This is a genomic window from Micromonospora sp. NPDC005324 (assembly GCF_040607155.1).
Lineage (GTDB): Bacteria > Actinomycetota > Actinomycetes > Mycobacteriales > Micromonosporaceae > Micromonospora > Micromonospora trifolii.
The window spans coordinates 1-24,904 of the sequence record NZ_JBEXGE010000036.1; the positions used below are offsets into that span (position 1 = coordinate 1).

Here is a 24,904-nt window from a genome sequence, read left to right on the forward strand (position 1 = left end):
GTGGGCGCACCCCCCACCCCGGCCCCCCCGGGCCCCTAGTAATAGAACCCCCAACACCCCGCCGCCCCCCGGCCCGGGGCGGCCCGCGCCGCCCCCCCCCCCCGGCCCTGCCACGCCCTGCCCGTCCACCCCCTCCCACAAGGAGCTCCGCATGAGTAGACGCGCCATCAGCACGCTCGCCGCCGCCATCGTCACCGGACTCACTCTCGCCGCCGGTGCGGCGACGGTGGCCTCGACTCCGGCCAAGGCCGCACCGTTGGGCAAGGTCCTGGTCTTCTCGAAGACCGCCGGCTTCCGGCACTCCTCCATCCCGAACGGCATCGCCGCCATCCAGCAGCTCGGCGCGGCGAACGGCTTCACCGTCACCGCCACCGAGGACGCGGCGACCTTCACCACTGCCAACCTCGCCCAGTACCAGGCAGTGGTCTTCCTCAGCACCACCGGCGACGTGCTCAACGCCGGTCAGCAGAGCGCCTTCGAGGCGTACGTGGCCGCCGGCGGCGGCTTCGTCGGAGTGCACGCCGCCGCCGACACCGAGTACGACTGGCAGTGGTACGGCGGGCTGGTCGGCGGGTACTTCGCCTCGCACCCGGCCACCCAGCAGGCGACAGTGCGGGTCGAGGACCGGGCCAATGCCTCGACCGCGCACCTGCCGTCGACCTGGACCCGCACCGACGAGTGGTACAACTACCGGGCCAACCCCCGTTCGGCGGTCAAGGTGCTGTCCAGCCTCGACGAGTCGTCGTACACCGGTGGGTCGATGGGTGGTGACCACCCCATCACCTGGTGCCACAGCTACGGCGGCGGACGCTCCTGGTACACCGGCCTCGGCCACACCGAGCAGAGCTACACCGACCCGAACTTCACCCGCATGCTGCTGGGCGGCATCCAGGTGGCGGCCGGGGCGGTGGCGGCCGACTGCCGGCCGGAGCCCGGCTACACCCCGCTGTTCGACGGCACCCAGGCCAGCCTCGGGCAGTGGCGGCAGGCGGGGCCGGGCGGGTTCACACTGGCCGACGGCACCCTCACGTCGAACGGTGGCATGGGGTTGCTCTGGTACCCGGTGCGCACCTTCGCCAACTACTCGCTCAAGGTCGACTGGATGATGCCGGGCGACGACAACGGTGGGGTCTTCATCGGCTTCCCGGATCCGCAGGGCGACCCGTGGGGCCCGGTCGCCGCCGGTCACGAGATCCAGATCGACGCCACCGACGGCGACCCGACGCGCACCACCGGCAGCGTCTACAGCTTCCAGGCTCCCAACCAGGCCGCCCGCGCGGCGGCGCTCAACCCACCCGGCTCCTGGAACACCTACGAGATCGGCGTGCACGGCCAGCGGGTCGAGATCTGGCTCAACGGCGTAAAGATCAACGACTACGTCAGCAGCCGGGCGATCGCCAACGGCTACATCGGGTTGCAGAACGACGGCGCCGGAATGGACATCAACTACCGCAACGTTCGGATCAAGACCGACGGCCCGAGTGAGCCGCCCGCCACCGACCTGGCCCAGGGCCGGCCGGTGACGGCGTCCAGCGTGGAGCCGGGCAGCGCGCACGCGGCGGCCAACGCCGTGGACGGCAACACGACCACCCGCTGGGGCAGCGCGTACGCCGACCCGCAGTGGATCACCGTCGACCTGGGGGCCACGTACGCGATCAACCGGGTGCGGCTGGCCTGGGAGACGGCCCACGCGCGGGCGTACCAGGTCCAGGTGTCACCGGACAACGTCAGCTGGTCGCCGGTGCACACCACGACCACCGGAGACGGCGGCGTCGACGACCTCGCGGTCACCGGCACCGGCCGTTACCTGCGGGTGTACGGCACCCAACGCGCCACCCAGTGGGGTTACTCGCTGTGGGACCTCAACGTCTACGGCACCACCGCCGGTGGCACCCTGCTCTCCCGGGGCAAGCCGGTCATTGCGTCCAGCGTGGAGCCGGGCAGCGCGCACGCGGCGGCCAACGCCGTGGACGGCAACACGACCACCCGCTGGGGCAGCGCGTACGCGGACCCGCAGTGGATCTCGGTGGACCTCGGCGCGTCCCGCACCCTCGACCGGGTCCGGCTGACCTGGGAGGCGGCGTACGCGCGGGCGTACCAGATCCAGGTCTCCCCCGACAACGTCACCTGGTCGACGGTGCACACCACGACCACCGGCGACGGTGGTGTGGACGACATCGCCCTCTCGGCCACCGGTCGCTACCTGCGCGTCCAGGGCACCCAGCGGGCCCTGCCCGCGTACGGCTACTCGCTGTGGGAGTTGGAGGTGCACGGCCGCTGACCGCCGGCCGGATCACGCCCTAGCGAAGTTGCGTGATCCTGGCGCGGGTGTTGGCTGGGGCTTCGGGGTGTCCGCGCTCGACGTCGGCCCGCACGTCGGCGACGGTCTTCCCGGCCAACTCGCGCCGCCAGGCCAGGTCGGCGCCGCGCATGGCCTGGGCGAACGCGCAGGACTGTCGATAGTCGACGCCTGCGTGTTCGCCCGGGCCCTTGCGGAGGATCCGGTCGCACTGGAACAGCTCCTCCGGACCCTCGATCGCGGCCACGATGTCCAGCAGGGAGACCTCCGCCGGGGGGCGGGCCAGTTGAAAGCCGCCGCGCGGCCCCGAGGTCGACGTGAGGATCCCGGCCCGGGCCAGGGCCTGGAGCTGCTTGTTCAGGTACGCCGGCGGCAGCTCGTAGAAGGCGGCGAGGGTGCTGGTCGGCACCGGGGCGTCCAGCCAGCTCAGGTTGAGGCACGTGTGGAGGGCCCATTCGACGCCCTGACTCATCCGCATGATCCTGGACTCTACATGTCCAGGATTTGTGACGCGTGTCATGATCGCTGGCGTCGATCGATTCTGGACAATTAATGTCTAGGAATCGATGAACGACGAAGGAGCCGACAATGACTTTGGTACGCGCAGCCCAGGCCGAGGTTCTCGACAGCGACCCGGCCAGCGTGATCACGCTGCTCCTCGACCCCGAGCACACCGGCGGCGCCCTGACCAGCAACCGCACACTGCTCAAGCACGGCACCGACGGCGCGCCGCCACACCTGCACACCCACTCCGGTGAGCTGTTCTTCGTGCTCGACGGCGCCCTCGAGATGCTCGTCGACGACGAGGTGCACACCCTGCACAAGGGAGACGCGCTCTTCGTCCCCCCGAACACTTCGCACGCCTTCGCCCCCGCCGACGGACAGGACGCCGACTTCCTCGTCGTGATCACCCCGGGCAAGCCCCGGTTCGACTACTACCGACTGCTCGACAAGGTGCACCAGGGCGAAGCCACCTGGCAGGAGGTCGGCGAAACCCAGGACCACTACGACAACCACTACGTGGACAGCCCGTTGTGGGCCGGCCGACGAGGCTGACCGGCGCGACCTGTTCGTGCGGAAGTTGCCCCGTCGGCGCGGGTGATCCACACCGACGGGGCAACGAGTGTCGCGGGGCGTTACCTCTTGGCGATCCTGATCGTCGCTGTGCGGTAGTTGTTGCGCTTGTCGATCTTCGTCGGGTCGTAGTTCTTCTCGATGTTGCCGGCGCTGTCGACCGAGAACCAGTTGAACGTCGTCGTCTCCGTCACGTGAAACACCTGCCCCGGCTCACGGAACTCGGTCGCCGTGTAGCGGGGCGAATCGAGCGTGGGCCGGCTGCCGTCGGTCGTGTAGTAGATGGTGGCCGGCTCACTGGTCTCGAAGCGCACGTCGACAGGCCGGGAGTAGCGGCCCGCGCCCGGAACAAGTTGGGACGTCGGGTTCTTCCTGTCCCTGCCCCAGTCGGCCGCGACCCGGAACATCTCCATGATCCCGTTGGCGTACTCCATCGTCTCGGCGTGGCCACTGACGAGCTCGGGGTTCCCGTCCCACTCCGGCTGGAACGAGCCGCCCTGCCAGTCGCCGGTGGCCGGGTTGTAGACCGAGCCGCCGACCTCCCAGCCGAACGCGTAGATCCCGTAGGTGTGGTACAGGTCCTCCCGTACGTTGCCCGCGGAGGAATAGAGGACGTCGGACGAGCCACCGACGTTCTCCGGCGTGACGACGGTTTCCCGGTGCGCCTTGACCTGCGACAGGATCCGGGCGGCGGACTGCCAGTAGAACGCCTCGTCACCCAGCGGCGGACGCGGCGTCGTGATCCGGCCGTCCGCGATGTAGGCGCCGGGCTGCCAGAAGAGCTGACCGCCGTTGGAGTGCACCGACATCATGAACTTGATGTTCTTGTACTTCTCGACCAGCCAGATGATGTTCTTCGCCTCGGGCTCGGACAGCTCCTCCGGGCCCTGGTAGGTGTCGCTCACGCAACTGGTCGACGCGCCCGCGTAGCCGTCGTGCCCCGACCCGACCCGGTAGTTCCGGTTCAGGTCCACGCCCCACGAGTTGCGTCGACCCGGATCGGCGTTCGCGTCCGGGCAGTGGTTGGTCAGGTTCCGGCGCTGGGAGGCGAAGTTGTAGAAGCTGTAGTTCGCCCCGTCGGGGTTGTTCGACAGGATGAAGAAGACGTCGGTGTTCTCGACGATCTTCTTCGTCTCCCGGTCGGACCGGTAGTTGTGCACCAGACGTTCGGCCGACTCCAAGCTCGTCGTCGCCGGCACCCACTCCCGGGCGTGGTCCTGCGCCTGAATGAGGACACCAGGCTTCTTACCGTCACGGTGCTTGCCGATCCGCAGGACCGGAATCGTGGCGGGGCCGCGCGGCACCTCCCCCGCCGGCGCGCCCACCCGCTTCTGGTCGAGGAAGTCGGTCAGCGCGACCGGCCCGGCCGTCGGCGCGACGATTCCGGTGCCCTCGTTGGTGCGGTACGGGTGCGCCCGGTCGATGAGGCCCGCAGAGTGGGTCCGCAGCGCCTCGGCCACCTCGGCAGCCGTGCTCGTCGGCGCACCTGAGGCGTCCGTGGCGAGCAGGACACGGATCGCCTTGCCGGTCACCTCCACCGCCAGCGGGAGAACCGGGTCAGGCCGGACCACGAAGTCCACAGTGACGTCGTTGCCGCCCTGGTGACCCCATGCCGCCGAGGTGACGACGACCGCCGCCTGCCCCGTGCCGCCGATCTGGGCCTGCGCCTTGCGTTGGTACCCGTTCGTCTGGTTCGGCAGGTAGACGATCTCGGCGATGTCCGGGTACTGACGGGCGATCTCCTTGGCACGGCTGTAGAGCTGCTGCGGGTGCCGGTAGCCGTCCACGAAGTCCGACTTGTAGGACGGGTTCTCCGTCAGTGGCGGTGGGGCGTCCTCCAGCCAGTTGGAGACGACGCCGGTCGCGACGCCGCCGGTGGAACTCGTCAGCTTGATCTTGTCGGGGCGTACGTCGAGCTTGAAGAGGTTTCGGTGGAACATGTACTGCCCGGAGTCGACGAACCGGCTCATCGTCCGGGCGAAGCCGAACGGCGTGCCCTTCCCCGAGTCGTTCTCCAGCTGCATCCCGACGATCGGGTCCGCCTGCTGCCCCTCGGTGGTCCGCGCCTCGACGTAGAGGAAGCCCTGACCCTTTGTGGTGAACCAGTCGGCGCGGACGACGCGTACCGTCGCGTCGTGGTTCGCCGGCTGGGCCGCCCGCGCGCTGGCCGCGCCGATGCCAAGGCCGCCGTCGGCCTCGTCGCTCCAGGCGAAGCCCGCGTCGTCGCCGAGCACCTCGACGCCCATCGCCGTGAGTTCGGTGACCTGCTCGGCGCTCACCACCGCTTCGCCCTCGATGCCGTTCGGCACGCGCCGGAGGCCGTGTTCGAGGTCGAAGCCGGCCGCGGCCACCTTGTCCAGCATGTCGGCGCCGGTCAGCCTGATGTGTACGAGACGTACCTGCTGGGGTTGGTCGGCGGCGGCTGATGGCCCCGTGGGATCCGCGCCCGCAGGGCCGGTCGTCACGAGGATGCCGCCCACCAAAGTGGACAGCGTGAGCAGCGCGATGCGCCGTTGTGATCGCCGCATTCCCCCTCCTTCTGCCTACGACGGGTGATTGCCGGCGGACCGGTCCGGTGAGCGTATGTGCGTTCGCAGCTCCAGTGGTTCACGTCGATCGAATTTGAGCATTCCTTGAGGCGACCGTCCCCGGCGCCCGGCGCCGCCGCGTCAGTACCCGGGCTGCCCGTCCCCCGGTGGGGGGAACGCTTCCCCTTCTGTCGGGGAGGAGAATTGATCCGCGGCCGGCGATCGTTGGTCCATGGCTGTCGTTGAAGTACCGACCCGCACCAGACCGTGGGCACTGGCGTGTGCCGTGTTCGTCGTCGCCGCGGTGGCTCAGCGGTTCTACTGGATCGCGGGTGGCCGGTGGGGGTACACCGCCTGCGATCGCACCGATCTGGTCGATCCGGCGGGCGGGTGCGGTGCGGACCAGGTCGTGGCGTTGCCGTTCTGGTCGGGATGGGGAGCGGTAGGAGTCGGCGTCGCCCTCGCGGTGGTGCTCGGGTGCACGGTCCGGTTGCCCGGCAGCCGGGCGACCACCGGCAGCTGGGCTGCGGCCGCGCTGCTCCTGGTGGCCGCGTTCCCGCTGCACCTGCTCTTCGAGATCCCGGCGGCGCTGGCGGGGCGGCCCTCGGACTGGCGTGACCTCGGAGCCCGACTCGTTCTGCTGGCCGGTGGCGTCCTGTTCGCCGGGCTCGCGAACGCATCAGGGCCCCGGCGTGCACCGGCCGCCGCCGGCTACCGGCCGGTGCCGCTGTGGACGCGCCGCTGGGCGTACGTCGCCGTCGCGTTGCCCGTGGTCGGTTGGGCCGTGCCCCACGCGCTGTGGGTGCTCGGCGTCCCGATCGGCATCTCGGAGCGGGAACTGAGCGACATCGAGCAGAACCTCTCCACGCCGACGGGGTTGGCGATCACGCTCGTCCCGCCGCTCGCCAGCCTGCTCGTTCTCGGGCTGGTACAGCGGTGGGGTCAGCAGTTTCCGCGCTGGGTGCCGGGACTACACGGTCGACAGGTCCCCCGACGGCTGGCGGTGATTCCAGCCGGCGTGGTGGCGCTCACGCTGGTCACCTACGGCGTGCTGAGCATCGCGGTGCTCGTCGGCCGACTGCGCACAGGAGATACACGCTGGTCCGACGTGTGGGACGGATGGGCGGTCACCGCCACGCTGCTGGTGTTCCTCGGCTGGGGAGTGTCGTTGGCCGTCACCACCGCCGGCTACGCCCTCGCCACCTCAGCCGCCGCCTCCATGACCGACCTCCCCGGATCGGAGAACACCCTTGAGCCCCGCTGACGCTGCCCGCGTCGCAACCGCCGCCCCGCCGCCTTGGGCGATCTGGGCCGCCTACGCCGTCCCGCTCTGCGTCCTGCCGTCCGCGCTCTGGCGACTGTCGTTGGTGTTCACCGACGATGGCACCACGCACTGGTACATGGTCATCCTGTCCGCGCTGTCGATGGGACTGGCCCTGTTGACACTCGGGCTGGTGCACCGGTGGGGACAGCGAGTTCCGCACTGGGTACCCGGCGTCGGAGGCCGTCTCATCCCGGCGCGTCCGGTCGTGCGAGTGGCGCTGACCGGCGGTTGGTTGCTCGTCGCCATCTGCGCGTACTTCCTTGTCAACCAGAGGTTCCACCTCGTGCAGAGCGGATGGGTGGGAATCGGCGGCGACGAACCGGTGCACCCGCCTCCTGGTTGGGAGGTGTTCCGTTACTACGCCCCGATTCTCGCCTGGGGGCCGCTCGTCATAGCCGTGGCCGCCGACTACCGCCGCCGCGCAGCCAATTGTCGAAGACTGGAGAAGCCATGAGAATCCGCAGGTTGCTTGTCGCCATGCTCGCCGGGGTCGTGACGGTAGTCGGTGCCCCGATGTCGGCGCAGGCCGACGACCAGGACCCACCCGAGGTGACGTGCGTCAGCGTGGTGGGCGACACCGCACTGGTAACCGCTGTCGTTCCGGAGGGCGGCAGCCCAATGGTCAACCACGTCTTCGTCATCAAGATCATTTAGGGTGGTCCGGGTCGAGCCGACCAGATCGAGACGCTCCAGGCCGGCGGCGATCCGGCGCGACCCGCCAAGCGGTACTGCATCGACACCGCCCCGTACAACGTCTCCCGCTACCCGGTCCGACCCGGCGGCTACGCGTTCGGGTCGTGACGTTCCACAGCGATATCGCACCTGCGGGAGCGGGACGTCCGGTCCTATCCTTGCGCGGTGTCGTACGCCGATCTCACATTCGCGCAGTGGAACAACCTCTCCGACGGTGCCGCGCGCCGCCTCGCCGAGGAGATCGCCGGTCGGCACGGTCCGACCGTGCCGGTCATCCTTCAGGACACGGTGTACGCGGGGAGGATGCTGTGGATATCGCACCCTCTGTTTGAAGCCCAGCGGAGCTTCATTCCATTCAGAACGTGGCGATCGGGTTGACCGGGCTGCCGGAGGTGCCGGCGAAGCGGACCGGCGCGACCGCCAGCTGGAAGTCCCACTGGCCGAGCTCGGCATCCGTCGTCGCGCAGGCCTCCAGGTCGCAGTTGTCGAGCATCCACAGACCCATCGCGACGAGGCTCACGGCGTGGACCGGCATCAACACGTCGTACCCCGACGGCTGAACGTCCTGTGGGGTGTCAGCGCCGATCAGCGCCACCCCCCGTTCGTGCAGCCAGGGCAGGCAGGACGCGTGCCAGCCGGCCTGGGTGAAACCGCTGGCCGGCCCGTTCTCGTGCCGGAAGCGCCCATAGCCGGTCCGCAGGAGTACCGCGTCGCCGGGTCGCACCTGCACACTGTGGCGGCGCTCGGCCTCCTCGAGATCGTCGGGAGACACCCCCTGCCCCGGCTCCAACCACGACACTCCTCGGGCCGCCGCGACGTCGAGCAGGACACCACGCGTGACGATCCCGTTCGCGGCCGCCGTGACGGCCGCCCACGCCGAGCCCGTTTCGGCGTCGACCAACAAGTGTGACCGCCCGTTGTACATCGTGCCGTCCCAGTAGATGTGGCACGGCGAGTCGAGGTGGGTGAGGGTGTTGCCGTGGAACGAGATGCCGAGCCGCTCGGACGAGAAGCCCCAGCGCCGGTCGGCGTGGAAGGCGGGCGGCATGTTCTCCGCGCCCGGCATTTCGGCGGTGCACGGGCACGTCGTCGTCGACCGCTCCATGTCTGCCGGTACGGAGACCTCCCATGCGCAGGACACGCTCCTGCCGTGCCGCACGGCCCGCGCCGCCGCCAGCCGGACGTCGTCGCTGATGTGGTTCAGTGTGCCGAGTTCGTCGTCGTCGCCCCACCGTCCCCAGTTGGACAGCGTGTCGAAGTACCCGAGCACCTCGTCCTCGGTCGGCATCGGTCGTCCTGCCGTCATGTCAGCATCGACTCCTCTGGTCCCGCGGCTGCGAGGCACCGCAGGTCAGGGTAGCCCGCCGCTTGATCGACGAACGATCTCGCCGGCCTTCTCCCGCCCGGCGAGGGTCTGCTCCTCGGCAGCGCCGCACAGTCGACGGAGAAGATGAACGGCAACGGACTGGCTCCGGCGGTCGGCCAGTCGGTGCCCACCGGCAGTCGGGGCAACCCACCGAACTGCCCTGATCAGAGGCCCTGCCCCACCTCGATCAGATATCCATCCGGGTCGCGCAGGTAGCAGCGGATCTCCGTTCCGTGGTCCTTCGGCTCGGTGAGGAAGTCCGCACCCCGAGACGTCCACTCCTCGTAGAGCTTTCGAATGTCCCGGACCCGGACGTTCATGGCGCAGCTCAGGGTGTTGGAGTCGGCCGGCGCCTTGGCCTGCACCGTCGGCTTGTCGTCCGTCGGACCGCCCTCGACGTTGATGATGATGTAGCTGTTGAAGAATTTCATGATCAGCGGGCTGCTCTCGTGGACGCAGGTCGCCCCGAACACCCGCTCGTAGTACTCCCGTGATCGCGCCAGATCGCGAACGATCAGCAATGTTGCGAGGAACATGCCGTCCTCGGGCTCGAAGTAGTCGGGTGCCGGGTTGGCCAACGCCATGACCGTCCTCCTGTCGTCGCCCGTCCAACGCCGGAAACTCGCGCGGCGTCGTATCCCCCGCATCTGCTGACGAAAACGCCACAGCGACGGGTGATGTCCCGACTGACCCAACAGGTGCCGACCCGCCAGAGGGATGGCATATCGCTCTGGCGAGGGAGGCCGGTGCCCGTGCCCGATGAGATGGTCAGGCCATGACCGGTGGCGGCACAGCGGACGAGGTCGTCGGTAATGGCGGCGGTGGCCAAGCGGGGTGAGGTGACGATGACGAAGCATGCTGTCCGGGTGGCCCGGATGTTCGACGGCGAACGGCTCGTGGACGGCGGGGTGCTGATCCTGCTCGACGAAGGGCGCATCGCCGACGTGCACCAGGGCAAAGCCCCGGCGCCGGAAGGCTGGCCGGTGCGCGAGGAGCCGAACGGCACCCTGCTCCCCGGCTTGGTCGACGCGCACGTGCACCTGTGCGCCGACGCCGGGCCCGACGCGCTCGGCCGGCTCGCCGACCGTCAGGAGTCGGACCACGACGCAATCGTCGAGGCATCGCTACGTAGGCACCTGGCGGCCGGCGTCACGACGGTCCGGGACCTGGGTGACCGGCGTGACGCGGTGCTGCGGTGGCGGGATCGGCGGGTGCGGAGCGACCTACCGACGGTGGTGGGGTCGGGCGCACCGCTCACCAGCGTCGGCGGGCACTGCTGGTCGTTGGGGGGTGAGGCGAGCGGTGTCGACGGGGTTCGCGAGGCCGTACGTCTGCGAAAGGCGGCCGGGGCCAACCTGGTGAAGGTCATGGCCAGCGGCGGGGTGTTCACCCCGGGCACCGACACCGCGAGGCCGCAGTTCACCGACGAGGAGCTGACCGCCGCACTGACGCAGGCCCACGATCTGGGTCTGCCGGTGACCGCGCACGCGCACGCGCTCAGCGCGGTCGAACAGGCATTGCGCGTCGGTGTGGACGGCATCGAGCACTGCACCTGCGTGACCGCGGCCGGCGCCCGTGTTCCCGCTGAGCTCGCGGACCGGCTGGCCGCGTCGGGGGTGGCGGTCTGTGCCACGCTCGGCATCGACCCGGCAGTGGTCACACCACCGGAGGTGGCGGAGATGGCGGCGCGGGCCGGGCTCAGCGAGGCCGCGCTGCGCGACGGCGTGACCACCCTGCATCGGGCCGGGGTCCGACTGGTGGCCGGTTCGGACGCGGGCCTCGGCCCCGCGAAGCCGCACGGGATCCTGCCCGAGACGCTCGTCGAGTACGTGGCCTGCGGTCTTCCCGCCACCGCCGCCCTCGCCGCGGCGACCTCGATCGGCGCCGACGTGTGTGGCCTGGGGCGACGCAAGGGCCGCGTCCACCGCGGGTTGGACGCCGATCTGCTGATCGTGGACGGCGACCCGACGAGCGACATCACTGTGCTGCGCCGCCCGCTCGCCGTGTACCTCGCCGGTGACCTCGTGAGATGAGGGTGTCGCCGGGTCAGGACGAGCGGAGATGCTGGCGGAACCAGGCTCGGTCGGGGTTCACGACGGCCTGATCGCCGAGCACGACGGTGGGCACTGTCTCTGTTCCTGCCAGGTCGGCGGCCATCACACCTTGACATGTATCGATGTTAACGCCAACATGAACTCCGCCACCTGGTAGCAACGCCACCGTCACATTCCCAGCCCATCGCGTCTCCACCCCGGTCCTGCCCGACGTCGCCGCGCGGCGTCGACCGGACCGGCTGCGGCATCGCCGCGGCGCTACAGGTGCTGGTCAACGGCCGTTCCCACTCTCGCGGAGGACACATGCCGCTGCCATTCCCTCGAACCGACCCGAACACCCGTCGGGCCGTCCGCCGGGGGCCTGCCGGCCACTGTGTCCCTCCGCGTCTGCGGTCGACGCTGGCCGCGGTGCTGGTGGTCCTCGCCGTGTCGGCCGGCCTGCCCATGGCGACACCGGCGCACGCCGCGCCGGCCGTCACCTACACCAACCCGTTGGTGAACCAGCGGGCCGACCCGCACATCTTCCGGCACACCGACGGCTACTACTACCTGACCGCGACGGTGCCGCAGTACGACCGGATCGTGCTGCGCCGGGCGACCACCCTGCAAGGGTTGGCGACGGCCGCGGAGACGACGATCTGGAGCCGCCACACCAGCGGAGAGATGGGCGCCCACATCTGGGCACCGGAGATCCACTTCATCAACAACAGGTGGTACGTCTACTTCGCCGCGGGCCGGACCGACGACGTGTGGCGGATCCGGATGTACGTGTTGGAGAACGCCAACGCCAATCCGCTGACCGGTTCGTGGACCGAACGCGGCCGGATCACCACCCCCTGGGACACCTTCAGCCTGGACGCGTCGACCTTCGTCGCCAACGGGGTGCGCTATCTGACCTGGGCCCAGCAGGAACCGGCGATGGGAAACAACTCCAACGTCTACCTCGCCCGGATGGGTGCCAACCCGTGGCAGATCACCGGCACCGTGACTCGGCTCGTCGTGCCGACGTACGACTGGGAGACCCGCGGCTACCGGGTTGCCGAGGGACCGGCGGCGATCCAACGAAACGACCGGATCTTCCTGACCTACTCGGCCAGCGCCACGGACGCCAACTACTGCCTCGGGATGCTGAGCGCCTCCGCCAGCGCTAACCTGCTCGACGCCGCCGCCTGGAGCAAGAGCCCCAGCCCGGTGTTCGCCAGCAACGCGGCCACCAGCCAGTACGGCCCCGGCCACAACTCGTTCACCGTCTCCGAGGACGGGCAGAGCGACATTCTCGTCTACCACGACCGGAACTACCGCGACATCACCGGCGATCCGCTCAACGACCCGAACCGACGCACCCGGCTACAGAAGGTGTACTGGAACGCCGACGGCACCCCGAACTTCGGCATCCCGGTGCCGGACGGGGCCACACCGGTGCGGCTGCGGTCACATGACCAGGCCAGCAGCTACATCCGGCACTACGACTACCGGGCCCGGATCGAGCCGAACGTCACCAACCTGGCCGACTCCCAGTTCCGCATCGTCACCGGCCTCGCCGGCGGCGGTTCGGTGTCGCTGGAGTCGACCAACTTCCCCGGTTACTACCTACGCCACCGGGGCTACGCCCTGTACGTGGAGACGAACGACGGCTCGGCGCTGTTCGGCGGCGACGCGAGCTTCCGTCGTCAAGCCGGCCTCGCCGACAGCGCCGGGATCTCGCTGGAGTCGCAGAACTTCCCGGGCCGCCACGTGCGCCACCGCGACGGACTGCTCTACATCGAGGCGGTCAGTTCGAGTGCCGAACGCGCCTCGGCCACCTTCCACCTGGAGTAGGAGGAGCGATGCCCTTCACCAGCACGAGAAGGCCGTCCGGCGGCGGCTCGATCCGCCGCGGCCGGCGTACGGGCATGGTGTTCGCCATGATCACCACGCTGGTCGGCGCGGCCGGTGCCGCTCTGGTCGGCGCTCCGCCGGCAGCGGCGGCGAGCATCGACACCAACGCCTACTACGTCCTGGTCAACCGGAACAGCGGCAAGGCCCCCGACGTCCGGGACACCTCGACGGCGGACGGCGCCATGATCCAGCAGTGGTCCCGTAACGACGGCGCGTGGCAGCAGTTCCAGTTCGTCTCCTCCGGCGGCGGCTACCACCGCCTCAAGGCCCGGCACAGCGGCAAGGTTCTCGACCTCTGGGAGTGGAACACCGCCGACGGCGCCGAGTACCGCCAGTGGTCCGACCTCAACGGGGCCAACCAGCAGTTCCAGGTCCTCGACTCCGACGGCGGTTACGTCCGGCTGATCAACCGCCACTCGGCCAAGGCGCTTGAGGTCTGGGAGCGGTCCACCGCCGACGGGGGCCGGATCAGTCAGTACGCCGACCTCAACGGCCCGAACCAGCAGTGGCAACTGGTTGCCGTAGGTGGTGGCAGCACGCCACCGGCCACCGGCTGTGGCAGCGGATCGAGCAACGCCGAGGCCGTACTGACCGGGAGCACCTGGACGGCCCGCAATGGCGCGTCGACGGTCTACTCGGGTTCGGACATGCTATCGGCGATGCAGGCGGCGGTCAACTCGCTCCCGGCTGGTCGTACGTCGAAGCAGCGGGTGGTGGTTCGCGGTTCCGGCTCGATGAACGCAGGCTCGCGGTTGTCGCTGCCGTCGTACACGACCCTGGCGGTGTGCGGCTCGATCAATGTGACCGGGTCGGGCTCGGGCGACCAGGCACCGGTGTACTCGCGGGGAACCACTGACGTCGAGGTGCAGAACCTCACGCTGACCGGCTCGCCGTTGTACGGGATCTTCATGCGCAACGTGAACAACCTGACTCTCGGGCAGATCGACATGCGGCTCTCCGCCGGTCTGGGCGTCCGCATCGACAACCACGGTGGAGACCGAGCGGTCAAGGTGCGCAACATCCGCATCGACAACGTGTACGTGTCGGGGACCGGAACCCACGGGGTGGAGACGTACGGCGTGGACGGTCTGACGATCGGCACGGTCACGGCCCGGAACACCCGGGACTCCGGCCTGCTGCTCAATGACACGATCAACGCCACGGTGGGCACTGTCGACGCGCAGGGCGCCGGGGCCGGAACCGGGTACGCGGCGTTCCGGATGGCCAACCGCAACGGCCGGGTGGGCAACTCGTACCCGACCAACATCCGGGTCGGGACCGTGCTCGCGTCCGGCGGTGGTCGGGGGATCTTCTGCGTGTCCGAGTCCGGTGGCGCGGTCATCGACCGGGTGACGATCTCGAACACGGGAAACAACGCGATCCTGGTGGAGAACTGCTTCAACGTCGTCATCGCCGGGGTGTCCGGGACGGTGACCGGCGGTGGTGAGGTGCGGATCGCGGCCCGGAGCGAGTTCCCGATCTCCTCCGGCATCCGGTTCCAGAATCTGACCGTCAGCGGCACCAACATCACCCAGAGCCCCTGTGGTGGGGCGAACAACACGATCAGCAACGTCACGCGGGTGAACTCGACGCTGACGTGGTGTTGACCCGATGAGGAGCGGCCGCCCGGGTTCGGGCGGCCGCTCTGAGCCGGATCGTGGTGGGTGCACCGGCCCGGACCAGTCGCGGGGTTTCGGCGGCTGACGCTTGCGGGTAGCGATGGCCCATGAACCGGAATCTCGTCAAGGCTCTGCAGATCGCGTGGGAGCTGCCGGAGTTCCGCTCCGGCGTGCGACACGTCGTCGATCTCGAGGAGATCGCGGGGCTGCTGGCCACGCTGTCCGTTCCGGACCATGACCACGAAATGGAGCGCAGCCTGCTGAGCCTGCTGCGCTCCGCCCTGGAGACTGTCGAGATTCGGGAAGCGGTGTTACTGCTGCTCGAACAGGACGAGGTACGCAGGCCGCTCGTCGCGGCGGCGGTGGAGCCGCTGGCGGACCGGCCGGGTCAGGCTGCGGCCATCGCGTCCGCGGCCGAGGATCCGGTGGTGCGGCGTGAGGTGCGGGCGGTGCTGGCCAGCGCCAAGGTGCGCGAGCTGATCTGGCAGGCGATCGAGAACCAGCTGAGCGACGAACGGTTCGGTCTGATCCGCCGGGCGGCGGTGCTGTTCGTGCGGCACCCGAGCGTCCGGCGCCTCGCGTGGGCCCTGCGCCGGCACGGTGTGTTGCGCGAGCTACGCCGCAAGCAGTGATCCTCGCTTACCGATTTCATCGGCGCGGCACGCCGACGTGACCCCGGAAGGCAGATCACCGACGACGACGGGCCATCCACTGCCAGATGTGGGTGCCGTTGAGGCTCGGGTCGTTGCGGGCCACGTAGATCCAGGACCAGTGGCCGGGGAACTGGTAGCCGTTCCAGACGACGTGGTCGTACAGGCTGATCAGTGATCCCGGGATGAGGTCGTGGGCGTGGATGGTGTTGGTCTCGGGCGGCACCGTGTCGTCGTCGCGGGAGGTGACCAGCCAGGTCGGGGTCCTGATCTTCGCCAACTCGGCGTCGGTGATCAGTGGCGGGCCCTCCCCGCTGAGCGGCTCGACGACGCCGCAGATCGGCACCGACGCGGCGAATAGGTCGGGGTAGGTCGAGGTCATCTCAAGGGACATGTAGCCGCCGTTGCTGCAACCGACCACATGGATCCGGTCCGGGTCGACACGCTTGCGGCGTACGAGGTCCTGGATGATCTCGCGGATCAGCGGGGCGAACCGGGGGCCGTCCTCCATCCAGTAGGAGGTGCTCTGCGGAGCGACGACGTACGCGCCGGAGAAGATCCGCTGAGCCTGCGGGGTGGCGAAGCCGAGCGCTCCCCGGTTGGCCCGCAGCGTGGTCTCGTTGTCGTAGTAGTCGTCCGGCAGCGAGGCGCCCTCGCCGCCGCCGTGCAGCCAGACGATCAGTGGTCGCCGGCCGCCGTGCCGGGGCGAGTGGTCGGGCGAGTACAGCCGGTACTTCATACCCGAACCCGAGACGTGGTAGCTGAAGGCGTCCACCTCGGGGTTCGACAGCCCTGCCTGCACGAAGCGGCTGATGGTGACCGGTGAGCCGTGACGCCGGACGATCGGGGTGTTCTGGGTGATGGTGTAGACGAGGTCAAGCCGCACGTTGCGACCCCTGCTCAGGATGTAGCCGAGCGTGCCGCCGCCGGGTTGACCCTCGGCGTGGCTCAACTCCAGCACGACGTTCCCGTGCCGGTCGAGTCGGGTCGCGGTCACCGTGCGGTCCAGGTCGTACTCGCTGAAGATCTGATCGCCGGGAGCGATCGGGATTGGGCTGGTGGCCTTGGCGTGCACTGTGAACGTGCCGGGGGTCAGCCCGGCCGGATCGATCGGGCCCAGCCTGCGGGTGTCGAGGGTGACCGAGGTGACCTGCTCACCGCCGTCGAGCGTTCTCGCATCGAGGGTGAAGCTCACGCTGGTGGGATCGTGTCCACCGGCGTGAGCGGCGAGGCCGGGCAGGGCCAGGCCGATGGCGGCACCGGCCCCACCGGCCAGGACGGTGCGGCGAGTGGCAGACGTGGACATGCGGGCCCCCGTACCTTGCGACGCGACGTAGAAGAGCATCGATGGCATCTCAACGTAACGCCGCGGAGATCCGCTGGCAACCGGGGCCGGCCCGAGTGATCAGGGCGCCCCACGTCATCGGAGCTACGCGGAGGACGCCCTTGGCGACCCCGTTTCCGGCCGGGCCGACTGGCAGCGGGCACTGGACATCTTCACGGCCCTCGACCATCCGGACGCCACCGCCGTCCGCGCCAGACGCCAGCTCCGGGTTGAGAAGTCTGCTGGCCCCTCTCGCTCTCCTCGCACGTGACGGTGCGGCTGCCGTGCCGGTGGCACGGCAGCCACACCGGGGCGTCACCTGTTCTGCTTCTCCTGGCACGGCACGCAGAAGCGAGCGTGCGGAAGGATCTCGAGCCGCTCGGCCGGGATGCTCTGGCCGCACCTCTGGCAGGCACCGTAGGTGCCGTCGCTGATCCGGCTCAGCGCACCGGTGATCTGCTCGATGTTCTGGCGGGTGGCCAGCAGCAGCGCGGCCTGGTTGTGGGCCTCGCCGGGGTCGCCGGTGTCCGCGTTGAGCTCGGTCAGTTCTCGCAGCCGAGCCGTCTGGGTGGCGAAGTCGTCAGCCAGGGACGCTCGCAGGTCAGCCAGCCAACTCTGGTCGAGAGTACGACGATGATCGATGCTCATGGTGTGCCTTTCCAGGGGAGGGAATGGGTGGGAAAAACAAAAAGGGCCGAAGCTTGGATAGCTTCGCCCTGGCGATCGTTCTGGGTGTGCAACGACTCCGCAGGTGGGCCTCGGCCAGTTTGCGTCGGGCTCGACTTTGTGCGCGTGGACGTGGTGTGCGGCGCACGGACAACCGGCACCCGCATGTCGGCCTTGGGGCGTGTCGCCGTCGGCACGCGCACAGCACCGCCCACCGCCACCACGATGGCGGCGGGCGAGCGGAAGGTCACCTGCGGCATGCCCCCACCATAGAGCGGTGTTGCCCCAATGCAACGGTCGCGGTCGGACCTCACTGCGATCACGAACTGCCGCTTTCGCCGCAACAGGGCCGTTGCCGAACTCGATGGTCCCCCTCCGATATTGCAGCGAGGTCACCTTTTCGAGTCCTAGACTGCGGTGCGCGGCAGGGTCCTTACCCTGCCAACCGGGGGGAGAGAATGCCATGCAATCTCGTCCGACGCCGTCCGGGACTCCGTCGACAACGCAACAACCCGACAAAGCTCACGGTGGCGCCAACCGCGACATGCCGCCGGAACTGGGTTCGGACGCTGTCGGCATATTTGAAGGCCGGACGTTCATGTTGTCCAATCCGGCCGGAAACGTACCAGCGGACTCCATCGCTGGCCTGGTGCACGACGACACCCGCTACCTCAGCCGTTGGGAGCTGACCCTCGACGGGTTTGCTCCTCTCGTCCTCAGCGCCAACCCTGTCGATCCGTACTCGGCGGCATTCTTTCTCGCGAACCCTGAGGTCGACGGCCTGGCAGCGAATCGGATCGGCGTGCGCCGGGAACGATTCGTCGGCGACGGAATGAACGAGCGGATCACAATGCAGTATTTCGGCGCCGAGCCGGTCTGCGTGCGCCTGCGGTTGGATGTCGGCGCGGACTTCGCTGATCTCTTCGAGATCAAGGGGACGGGGCGGAGCAGGCTGACCGACATCCGGCGAGCCCACCGGTCGGACGGCTCTGCGCTTCGTTTCTCCTACCGGAACTCGCACTGGTCGGCCGTCACCACAGTCGAGGCCGAGCCGCGCGCCGATCGGGTTGAGGGCGACGCACTGGTCTGGGACGTGCACCTGGGGCGAGGCCAGACCTGGGGTTGTGAACTGCGGGTGCTGCTGAACTGTCGGGGGAGGGACTACCAGCCGACCAGCCGCACCTTTGGTGAGGAACAGGACCCCGGCGCCGACGACGCAGCCTGGCGGTGGAGGGAGAACAAGCCGCACCTGAGCGCCGAATCAGATCTGTTGTCCAGCGTGTACCACAAGTCGGCAAGCGATCTGGTGTCGATGCGGATCGCCAAGGAGATCCGGGGTGAGCAGGTTGTTCTGCTGGCCGCTGGCATGCCCTGGTTCCTCGCGATCTTCGGGCGGGACACCCTGATCACCGCCTACCAGAGCGTCAGCTGCGGACCCGATGTCGCCAGAGGCGCGCTGGTCACTCTCGCCGCACACCAGGGCAGCACCATCGACGATTTCAGCGACGAGGAACCCGGAAAGATCCTTCACGAGTTCCGGTCCGGCGAGCTGACGCAGCTCGGAATCATGCCGTACGGCCCGTGCTTCGGCGCGGCCGACACCACCCAGCTGTGGCTCATCCTGCTCTCCGAGTACTGGAGGTGGACGGGCGATGATGCGTTGATCAAGCGGTTGCGTCCGAACGCCGACGCGGCTCTGCATTGGATCGACACCTTCGGAGACCGCGACGGAGACGGCTACGTCGAGTACGCCACCCGCTCCCCCGAAGGTATGCGCAACCACTGCTGGCGCGACTCACCGGACGGGGTTCAATTCGCCGACAGCACGCTCCCCTCCCTGCCTGTCGCCACCTGTGAGATCCAGGGCTACACCTATGACGCGAAGCTCCGCGCCGCGCAACTCGCCGACGGCCCGTGGGCCGACCGCGCGTTGGCGCGACGTCTGCGTACCGAGGCCGCCGACCTGCGCGAACGCTTCAACCGCGACTACTGGCTGCCCGCCCGCGGCGGCTACTACGCGATCGGCCTCGACGCCGACAAGCGCCCCATCGACTCGATGACCTCGAACATGGGCCACCTGCTGTGGAGCGGCATCGTCCCGCCGGACCGGGCCGCAACAGTGGCCCGGCAGTTGATGTCCGACCAGATGTTCTCCGGCTGGGGCGTTCGGACCCTGTCCACCGGGGACGTGGGGTACAACCCCATCGGCTATCACCTCGGGACCGTGTGGCCACACGACAACTCGATCATCGCGGCCGGGCTCGCTCGGTACGGCCATCGGGACGCGGCGAACCGCATCGCCATGGCGATGCTGGAAGCCGCCGCCCACTTCGAACACCGCCTGCCCGAGGCCATCTCCGGGTACGACCGCTCGCTCGGTCGACGACCAGTGCCGTACCCCACCGCCTGTAACCCGCAGGCCTGGGCCAGCGGCGCACCCCTGCTGTTCCTGCGGACGATGCTCGGGCTCGACGTCGACGACGGGATCCTCGCCACCGATCCACATGTCCCCGAGGCGCTGGGAAACATCAGGCTGGCCGGGGTCGCTGTCCACGGCGTACGTCAGGCTGTCGAGGCGTCCGCGTCAGGGTCGGGTCTCTCGGCCTGAGCCGTGGCTCTGGTCGTTCAGTCCGTTGGCGGGACGATCAGCCCGGGGTGAGGAGGCAGAACTCGTTGCCCTCCGGGTCGGCGAGCACCCTCCACGGGACGTCCTGGCCCAGGTCGATGGGGGTCGCGCCGAGACTTCGCAGCCTGGCCGCCTCGACCTCCGGGTCGTCACCGGGGTACGGGCGGACGTCGAGGTGGACGCGGTTCCACCCGCTCTTCACGTCGGGTGTACGGACGAACTCCAGATAGGGGCCGACGCCCTTGGCGGAGCGTAGTCTCGCACCCTGATCGGTCACCTCGTACAGGGTCCAGTCCGTGGCCTCGCTCCAGAACCGGGCCATGGCTCGCGGCTCCGCGCAGTCGACCACCACGGCGGCGATCGGTCCGGTGTCCTGGTAGAGCGGCCGGGGCTCCAGCACGCAGAACTCGTTGCCCTCCGGGTCGGTCAGAACCGTCCAGGGCACGTCGCCCTGGCCCACGTCGGCAGTTGTCGCGCCGAGATCCTTCAGGCGCGCGACCACCTGCGCCTGGTGGGCCTTCGAGGTGGTGGCGAGGTCCACGTGCACGCGGTTCTTCGCCGTCTTGGGCTCCGGCGAGACGATGAGGTCGACGCAGACAGCGACGGGGTCGGGGTAGACGAAGCCCTCGGGTTCGAGGTTGGTCACGCCGGGTCCCTCACTGGAGATTTCCCAACCGAGCGCCTGCGCCCAGAAACCGCCCAGCGCGGAGTCATTCCGAGCCTTCATGTTGATCTGAACAAGCCGCGTCGCCATGCCGCGATGCTAGTGGCCTGTGCCCACGTCTCGCTGACCGCCACGGCCGTCTCCCTGCCCTACCGTCCGCGCTCGTCCGCGGGTTGCTCCTTCGTCAGGTGCAGCAGCCACCCCTCGCCGGTGCGGATGAGCGCGTATCGCCGGCGACCGGTGCGGCCGTGCAACGTGAACAGTGACCGCGATACTCGTACGCCCCGACTGCTTCATCGCCTGGTCCGCCGGGGACGCCGCTTCGCTGCGCGCCTCGCTCACCCACCACTTCGGCCTCCCACGATGACCACAAGACCATTCCGGTCCGGCCCCTATGAGCGTGTCTCTGCGTCGTACGCCTTCCAGTCCTCGATCGGAGTGAGCGGAACCGGCACGGGTCGCTCCACCACCGTCGTCAGCTCGATCCGCTGGCCTTCCGCCGCCGACCGGAGCAGGCTGGTCATCGTTTCGAGTACGTGCAGTGCGACGTCTCCGTCGGCACGCGGCGGACGCTGATCGTCGGCCCGGACCAGGTCGATCAGGCCGATGCCCCGGGAAGCCTTGGCGTAACCGGCGAGCGGTTCGAGAACGCGCCATTCGGTGCCGCCGAGCGCGAAGAGGCGGACCTCACCGCCGAAGTAGTTCGGATCGGAAACGGCGAGCGTGCCGGCCTCCCCGTGCACCTCGATCGGTGCGGCCGTCGTCCGGACGCCGTCGAAGCTCGTCGTGATGGTGGAGAGCGCACCATTGGCGTGCTCAAGTACGCCGGTGAGGTGGGTGTCCACCCCCACCGGAATCCGCTCACCGGCGCGGGGGCCCGAGCCGATGACGCGCTCGGCGCGCAGGCGGCTGGCGGCTCCGGTCACCGCTCGGACCGGCCCGAGCAGGTGGATGAGCGCCGAGATGTAGTACGGCCCCATGTCCAGCATCGGGCCGCCGCCCGGGGCGTAGTAGAAGTCGGGATTGGGATGCCAGCGCTCGTGCCCCGCAGTGACCATGACGGCGGACGCTGACATCGGCCGTCCGATGAGCCCGCCGTCGATCGCCGCCCGCGCCGTCTGCGTACCCGTGCCCAGGACGGTGTCCGGCGCGCAGCCGACGCGGACGCCGGCCGACGCGGCCCGATCGATGATCGAGCGGCCGTCCGAGAACGCCACGGCGAGCGGCTTCTCGACGTACACGTTCTTGCCGGCGTCGATCGTGCCCAGCGAGATGTCGGCGTGCGCCGCGGGGATGGTGAGGTTGAGCACCGTCTGCACGTCCCGGCGGGCGAGCAGGCGCTCGACGCTCAACGCCTCGGCTCCGGGGATCGTGGCCGCGACCTCGGCCGACCGGGAGGCGTCGAGGTCGGCCACCGCGACGATGCTGACCTCAGGGTGGTCCGCGAGTGTGTCCAGGTACGCGCGGGAGATGACCCCGAGACCTATGACGCCGACGCGGTGCGGGTCGCCCACACCATTCCCCTCTCGATGACGGTACGGACATCCGCGTGCTCCAGCACGTCGAGGCTGTGTCCGGGGGTCGTCACGACGACGTGCCCGGCACCCCACAGGCGGGTCCAGATCGCCGGCGAGGTGACCGGCCGGTGCCACGGATGCCACGCCTGCGTCGGGTGGGTGGTCACGGCCAGCACGTCGATCAGGTCATCGTGCAGCACCCAGTACTGTTCGGTGACCAGGTCGAAGTCCTCGATGCCTGCGGTGATCGGGTGCTTCCGGCCGAGGTCGGTGATGCGCACCGTGTGCGGTAGGAAGTTGTCCTCCGGGCCACCGTGACGCTCACACGGCTCCCGGCCCGGATGGGTCGCGAACTGGCCGCCCACCAGATGCAGGTATTCGGATGACGCGCGGAACGAGTCCACGATGCCGCCGTGCCAGCCGGTGAAGCCCGTGCCGGCGATGACCGCCGCGCTGAGGCCTGCCACCTGGTCCGCGGTGATCTGCGACATCGTCATGCACTGCACGACGAGGTCGGTCTCGGCCATTTCGGCGGCGTCGGCGTAGATCTCTGTCGACTCCTCGACCCGTACGGCATAGCCGCTACGTTCGAGGAAGGGGAGGAACAACTCCGTCGCCTTGACCGGCTGGTGCCCCTCCCAACCGCCCCGAACTATTAATGCTCTCCGCTGCGCCACCATCGCTCCCTCCCACGGCCGTCGCCACCGGGCTGGCCGCTGCCGCCCCGACGTGCCGCCGATGCCCGTACGTGTCGAGCACCGAAACCGTACCTGTGGTCGACGACAAAGCCGACGTACGCCGGCTGTCGCATTCCACTGTGCACGGTCGGCTCACGCCGCACCTCGAGCGACACCGGTGCTGGACCGGCGCCGAGGTTCCGGGCCGGCCCGGTCGAGATCGCGAGCGCCGCAGCGGGAGCTGCTGATCAACCGCTACGGCGGTTACCGTACTGGCGAGGGCTCTGGACCGAGCCCCGGCCACCGAGGTGCTGACCCTTCCCGTGCGGCTGAGGCGAGGCGACCTTGCCCTTCGCGCGTCGGGCAGCCCGATTCGTGGGTACGGCCGACGCCTCTGCCTCGGTCTCGGCCTCGGCTGTTGCTGAGGTGTCGGCAGCCACCGCGGGGTCGTCTTGGGCGGGTTCAGGCTCCGGCATCGGGTTCTCCTTGGATTTGGTGGGGTCCTGCGCGCCGTCGGCCGCCAGCGGACGCACACTGATCGACGCCGAGGCGCGCGCCTTGACGGTAGCGCAACGCCAGGCCCAGCTGACTGCTCCCCCGCTTGACCGGGACAGCCGTTACCTGCTGCCCGCCGGCGGCGACAGCGAAGAAGCCCCAGACGATCTCCAGCGGGTCGGCCGGACGCAGCGCGTACGCCGGGTGGTCCGGTTCGAGGAACTCCAGCGACTCGGCCTCGAACGGGACGACCGGGCTGGAGTTGACGTAGTGCGTCCACCAGCGGCCGGACGTGACACCGTCGGGAGCGTCGACCCCGGAGAAGTCCGGCCAGATGTACGTCAGGGAGTAGGCGCCGAAGCCAGAGGTCTGCCCGGCGTCGTCGACGACGTACTGGTTCATGAAGACCTGGTGGTTCGGTGCCGGCTTGAACCCGTCGGGCACCAGGGCGGCAGGGCTTCGGTCATGCTCGCATTGTCGTCTGCCGTGCCACCCGCGTGGCATCACCCCGGCGGCAGAGAACGCCCCAGCCAGAACCAGGTGCAGAACTCGTAGCCGGCGGAGAGCGGGCGCGTCAGCTCTGGATGGAGAACGTGGCGACGACACCGCTGTGGTCGGACCTGGTGGCACCGACGATGTCGTAATCGGTCATCCACATCAGCTGGTGTTCGGGCAGCCGCTTCCAGAAGTAGACGTAGTCGATGTGCCGGTTGCCGTGTGTTCCGGTGCCCTTCTCGCCGTGGAGGTTGTAGTTGGAGCGCAGGTTCGGCAGCTCGTTGGCCTCGAAGACCTGCCACGGGAACTTCGCGTACCCGAAGTTACGGTCGGCGCTGAAGTCGACGTTGAGGTCTCCGCTCACGATGACCTGGCCCTCGTCCTGCTTGTCGACCGCCAGGTCCTTGAGACCCTGGAACTGCGCCTCGGCGCACCTGGTGCGCGGCAGGTCCTCCGGCCGCCCGGACGATTCGATGCTGGCCACCGCGTGGGCGTTGATGTGGGTCACGTTGCGGCCACTGGCCTTGTGCCGGTACTTGACCCAGTTGTTGTATCGCGCCGGCGGCACCTCGCCGGGACCGTTGGTGTCACAGACGAAAATCGAACCCTTGTCGAGTACGTCGAACATGCTCTTCTTGGCGATCAACGCCTCGCCGGCCTGGTTGGTTCCGCCCGGCGCGTACAACCACCAGCCGTTGTCGGCGGCCCAGCTCGTCAGGAACGCCTTGCGGGCACCGACCTCGTTGAGACCGACGAGGTCGGCCCTGGACGCGATCAGGTTCAGGTCGTGCGCGAAGTCGGCCTGGCTCAGCCCGTAGTAGATGTTGAGCGTGGCCGCCTTGAAGCCCACGCTCGCGGCAGTGGCCGGGGCCGCCGGGAGCAGGGCCGCCACCAGCGCGACCGCGCCCGCGAGAGCGCCCAGGGCGCGGGCCGACCAGTCCGTTGTCCTGCGCAT

General features: G+C 69.1%; 24 protein-coding genes. 12 read left to right on the forward strand and 12 right to left on the reverse strand.

What is annotated here, in order from left to right; all coding sequences use genetic code 11:
• Positions 1-151 precede the first annotated feature (151 nt).
• Positions 152-2,281, forward strand: a complete 2,130-nt coding sequence (locus ABZS40_RS28700) for a ThuA domain-containing protein (protein WP_354946595.1) — start codon at positions 152-154, stop codon at positions 2,279-2,281.
• A 19-nt stretch (positions 2,282-2,300) separates the two neighbouring features.
• Here the strand turns inward: ABZS40_RS28700 and ABZS40_RS28705 are convergent, their stop codons facing one another.
• Positions 2,301-2,777, reverse strand: coding sequence for an Rrf2 family transcriptional regulator (locus tag ABZS40_RS28705; RefSeq protein ID WP_354946596.1), 477 nt, complete (start codon positions 2,775-2,777; stop codon positions 2,301-2,303).
• Positions 2,778-2,887: 110 nt separating this feature from the next.
• Here ABZS40_RS28705 and ABZS40_RS28710 point away from each other — a divergent pair, with 110 nt between their 5' ends.
• Entirely contained in the window at positions 2,888-3,355 is a 468-nt protein-coding gene (locus tag ABZS40_RS28710) for a cupin domain-containing protein (protein WP_354946597.1), read from the forward strand.
• Between the two features lie 80 nt (positions 3,356-3,435).
• Here the strand turns inward: ABZS40_RS28710 and ABZS40_RS28715 are convergent, their stop codons facing one another.
• Positions 3,436-5,901 (reverse strand): M14 family zinc carboxypeptidase, encoded by a 2,466-nt coding sequence (locus tag ABZS40_RS28715; protein WP_354946598.1) that lies wholly within the window; start codon positions 5,899-5,901, stop codon positions 3,436-3,438.
• Between the two features lie 232 nt (positions 5,902-6,133).
• On the opposite strand from ABZS40_RS28715, the gene ABZS40_RS28720 reads away from it, so the two are divergent.
• From ABZS40_RS28720 to ABZS40_RS28735, 4 genes are all read left to right on the forward strand, one after another.
• Positions 6,134-7,165 carry a hypothetical protein gene (locus ABZS40_RS28720; RefSeq protein ID WP_354946599.1) on the forward strand — a complete coding sequence of 344 codons (1,032 nt, stop codon included), beginning with the start codon at positions 6,134-6,136 and terminating at the stop codon, positions 7,163-7,165.
• A complete protein-coding gene (locus ABZS40_RS28725; RefSeq protein WP_354946600.1) occupies positions 7,152-7,679 on the forward strand; it encodes a hypothetical protein in 528 nt (175 codons plus the stop codon). Before ABZS40_RS28720 ends, ABZS40_RS28725 begins: the two co-directional genes overlap by 14 nt.
• Positions 7,676-7,879 (forward strand): hypothetical protein, encoded by a 204-nt coding sequence (locus tag ABZS40_RS28730; RefSeq protein WP_354946601.1) that lies wholly within the window; start codon positions 7,676-7,678, stop codon positions 7,877-7,879. Before ABZS40_RS28725 ends, ABZS40_RS28730 begins: the two co-directional genes overlap by 4 nt.
• Positions 7,880-8,083: 204 nt before the next feature.
• On the forward strand, positions 8,084-8,296 hold the full coding sequence (locus ABZS40_RS28735; protein WP_354946602.1) for a hypothetical protein: 213 nt from the start codon (positions 8,084-8,086) through the stop codon (positions 8,294-8,296).
• On the opposite strand, the gene ABZS40_RS28740 is transcribed toward ABZS40_RS28735, so the two are convergent.
• The 3 genes from ABZS40_RS28740 to ABZS40_RS28750 are packed head-to-tail and all read right to left on the reverse strand — an operon-like array spanning position 8,274 to position 9,868.
• Positions 8,274-9,224, reverse strand: coding sequence for a cyclase family protein (locus ABZS40_RS28740; RefSeq protein WP_354946603.1), 951 nt, complete (start codon positions 9,222-9,224; stop codon positions 8,274-8,276). The two genes, ABZS40_RS28735 and ABZS40_RS28740, sit on opposite strands and share 23 nt — an antisense overlap.
• Positions 9,221-9,430, reverse strand: a complete 210-nt coding sequence (locus tag ABZS40_RS28745; RefSeq protein ID WP_354946604.1) for a hypothetical protein — start codon at positions 9,428-9,430, stop codon at positions 9,221-9,223. Before ABZS40_RS28745 ends, ABZS40_RS28740 begins: the two co-directional genes overlap by 4 nt.
• 18 nt (positions 9,431-9,448) lie before the next feature.
• Positions 9,449-9,868 carry a VOC family protein gene (locus ABZS40_RS28750; RefSeq protein ID WP_354946605.1) on the reverse strand — a complete coding sequence of 140 codons (420 nt, stop codon included), beginning with the start codon at positions 9,866-9,868 and terminating at the stop codon, positions 9,449-9,451.
• Positions 9,869-10,129: 261 nt separating this feature from the next.
• On the opposite strand from ABZS40_RS28750, the gene ABZS40_RS28755 reads away from it, so the two are divergent.
• The 4 genes from ABZS40_RS28755 to ABZS40_RS28770 all read left to right on the forward strand — a co-directional run bounded on the left by ABZS40_RS28755 (position 10,130) and on the right by ABZS40_RS28770 (position 15,467).
• Positions 10,130-11,317 (forward strand): amidohydrolase family protein, encoded by a 1,188-nt coding sequence (locus tag ABZS40_RS28755; RefSeq protein ID WP_354946606.1) that lies wholly within the window; start codon positions 10,130-10,132, stop codon positions 11,315-11,317.
• Between the two features lie 324 nt (positions 11,318-11,641).
• On the forward strand, positions 11,642-13,156 hold the full coding sequence (locus ABZS40_RS28760) for a family 43 glycosylhydrolase (protein ID WP_354946607.1): 1,515 nt from the start codon (positions 11,642-11,644) through the stop codon (positions 13,154-13,156).
• Positions 13,157-13,242: 86 nt separating this feature from the next.
• Positions 13,243-14,823, forward strand: a complete 1,581-nt coding sequence (locus ABZS40_RS28765) for an RICIN domain-containing protein (RefSeq protein ID WP_354946709.1) — start codon at positions 13,243-13,245, stop codon at positions 14,821-14,823.
• 119 nt (positions 14,824-14,942) lie between these two features.
• A complete protein-coding gene (locus ABZS40_RS28770) occupies positions 14,943-15,467 on the forward strand; it encodes a hypothetical protein (RefSeq protein WP_354946608.1) in 525 nt (174 codons plus the stop codon).
• A gap of 55 nt (positions 15,468-15,522) precedes the next feature.
• Here ABZS40_RS28770 and ABZS40_RS28775 read toward each other — a convergent pair whose 3' ends face one another.
• Positions 15,523-16,791, reverse strand: a complete 1,269-nt coding sequence (locus ABZS40_RS28775; protein WP_354946609.1) for a PHB depolymerase family esterase — start codon at positions 16,789-16,791, stop codon at positions 15,523-15,525.
• A gap of 333 nt (positions 16,792-17,124) precedes the next feature.
• Complete coding sequence (locus ABZS40_RS28780) at positions 17,125-17,457, reverse strand: TraR/DksA C4-type zinc finger protein (RefSeq protein WP_354946610.1); 333 nt, start codon at positions 17,455-17,457, stop codon at positions 17,125-17,127.
• Between the two features lie 562 nt (positions 17,458-18,019).
• Here ABZS40_RS28780 and ABZS40_RS28785 point away from each other — a divergent pair.
• Positions 18,020-20,083, forward strand: a complete 2,064-nt coding sequence (locus ABZS40_RS28785) for a glycogen debranching N-terminal domain-containing protein (protein WP_354946611.1) — start codon at positions 18,020-18,022, stop codon at positions 20,081-20,083.
• 37 nt (positions 20,084-20,120) lie between these two features.
• Here the strand turns inward: ABZS40_RS28785 and ABZS40_RS28790 are convergent, their stop codons facing one another.
• Positions 20,121-20,855: a VOC family protein gene (locus ABZS40_RS28790; RefSeq protein WP_354946612.1), complete on the reverse strand. Its 735-nt coding sequence runs from the start codon at positions 20,853-20,855 to the stop codon at positions 20,121-20,123.
• Positions 20,856-21,027: 172 nt separating this feature from the next.
• Between ABZS40_RS28790 and ABZS40_RS28795 the strand changes: the two genes are divergently transcribed.
• Positions 21,028-21,132, forward strand: a complete 105-nt coding sequence (locus ABZS40_RS28795) for a hypothetical protein (protein WP_354946613.1) — start codon at positions 21,028-21,030, stop codon at positions 21,130-21,132.
• Between the two features lie 25 nt (positions 21,133-21,157).
• Here ABZS40_RS28795 and ABZS40_RS28800 read toward each other — a convergent pair whose 3' ends face one another.
• The 4 genes from ABZS40_RS28800 to ABZS40_RS28815 form a co-directional block, all read right to left on the reverse strand.
• Complete coding sequence (locus tag ABZS40_RS28800) at positions 21,158-22,279, reverse strand: Gfo/Idh/MocA family oxidoreductase (RefSeq protein ID WP_354946614.1); 1,122 nt, start codon at positions 22,277-22,279, stop codon at positions 21,158-21,160.
• The gene (locus tag ABZS40_RS28805; RefSeq protein ID WP_354946615.1) at positions 22,249-22,962 is read right to left on the reverse strand and encodes a ThuA domain-containing protein; all 714 of its coding nucleotides are present in this window, start codon (positions 22,960-22,962) and stop codon (positions 22,249-22,251) included. Before ABZS40_RS28805 ends, ABZS40_RS28800 begins: the two co-directional genes overlap by 31 nt.
• A 459-nt stretch (positions 22,963-23,421) precedes the next feature.
• Positions 23,422-23,856: a hypothetical protein gene (locus ABZS40_RS28810; RefSeq protein ID WP_354946616.1), complete on the reverse strand. Its 435-nt coding sequence runs from the start codon at positions 23,854-23,856 to the stop codon at positions 23,422-23,424.
• Between the two features lie 172 nt (positions 23,857-24,028).
• Complete coding sequence (locus ABZS40_RS28815) at positions 24,029-24,904, reverse strand: endonuclease/exonuclease/phosphatase family protein (protein WP_354946617.1); 876 nt, start codon at positions 24,902-24,904, stop codon at positions 24,029-24,031.

Coding starts and splice junctions, on each gene's coding strand:
- ABZS40_RS28700 (WP_354946595.1), top strand. CDS start 152: ATGAGTAGACGCGCCATCAGCACGCTCGCCGCCGCCATCGTCACCGGA.
- ABZS40_RS28705 (WP_354946596.1), bottom strand. CDS start 2,777: ATGCGGATGAGTCAGGGCGTCGAATGGGCCCTCCACACGTGCCTCAAC.
- ABZS40_RS28710 (WP_354946597.1), top strand. CDS start 2,888: ATGACTTTGGTACGCGCAGCCCAGGCCGAGGTTCTCGACAGCGACCCG.
- ABZS40_RS28715 (WP_354946598.1), bottom strand. CDS start 5,901: ATGCGGCGATCACAACGGCGCATCGCGCTGCTCACGCTGTCCACTTTG.
- ABZS40_RS28720 (WP_354946599.1), top strand. CDS start 6,134: ATGGCTGTCGTTGAAGTACCGACCCGCACCAGACCGTGGGCACTGGCG.
- ABZS40_RS28730 (WP_354946601.1), top strand. CDS start 7,676: ATGAGAATCCGCAGGTTGCTTGTCGCCATGCTCGCCGGGGTCGTGACG.
- ABZS40_RS28740 (WP_354946603.1), bottom strand. CDS start 9,224: ATGACGGCAGGACGACCGATGCCGACCGAGGACGAGGTGCTCGGGTAC.
- ABZS40_RS28750 (WP_354946605.1), bottom strand. CDS start 9,868: ATGGCGTTGGCCAACCCGGCACCCGACTACTTCGAGCCCGAGGACGGC.
- ABZS40_RS28755 (WP_354946606.1), top strand. CDS start 10,130: ATGACGAAGCATGCTGTCCGGGTGGCCCGGATGTTCGACGGCGAACGG.
- ABZS40_RS28760 (WP_354946607.1), top strand. CDS start 11,642: ATGCCGCTGCCATTCCCTCGAACCGACCCGAACACCCGTCGGGCCGTC.
- ABZS40_RS28765 (WP_354946709.1), top strand. CDS start 13,243: ATGATCACCACGCTGGTCGGCGCGGCCGGTGCCGCTCTGGTCGGCGCT.
- ABZS40_RS28770 (WP_354946608.1), top strand. CDS start 14,943: ATGAACCGGAATCTCGTCAAGGCTCTGCAGATCGCGTGGGAGCTGCCG.
- ABZS40_RS28775 (WP_354946609.1), bottom strand. CDS start 16,791: ATGTCCACGTCTGCCACTCGCCGCACCGTCCTGGCCGGTGGGGCCGGT.
- ABZS40_RS28780 (WP_354946610.1), bottom strand. CDS start 17,457: ATGAGCATCGATCATCGTCGTACTCTCGACCAGAGTTGGCTGGCTGAC.
- ABZS40_RS28785 (WP_354946611.1), top strand. CDS start 18,020: ATGCCGCCGGAACTGGGTTCGGACGCTGTCGGCATATTTGAAGGCCGG.
- ABZS40_RS28790 (WP_354946612.1), bottom strand. CDS start 20,855: ATGGCGACGCGGCTTGTTCAGATCAACATGAAGGCTCGGAATGACTCC.
- ABZS40_RS28805 (WP_354946615.1), bottom strand. CDS start 22,962: ATGGTGGCGCAGCGGAGAGCATTAATAGTTCGGGGCGGTTGGGAGGGG.
- ABZS40_RS28810 (WP_354946616.1), bottom strand. CDS start 23,856: ATGAACCAGTACGTCGTCGACGACGCCGGGCAGACCTCTGGCTTCGGC.
- ABZS40_RS28815 (WP_354946617.1), bottom strand. CDS start 24,904: ATGCGCAGGACAACGGACTGGTCGGCCCGCGCCCTGGGCGCTCTCGCG.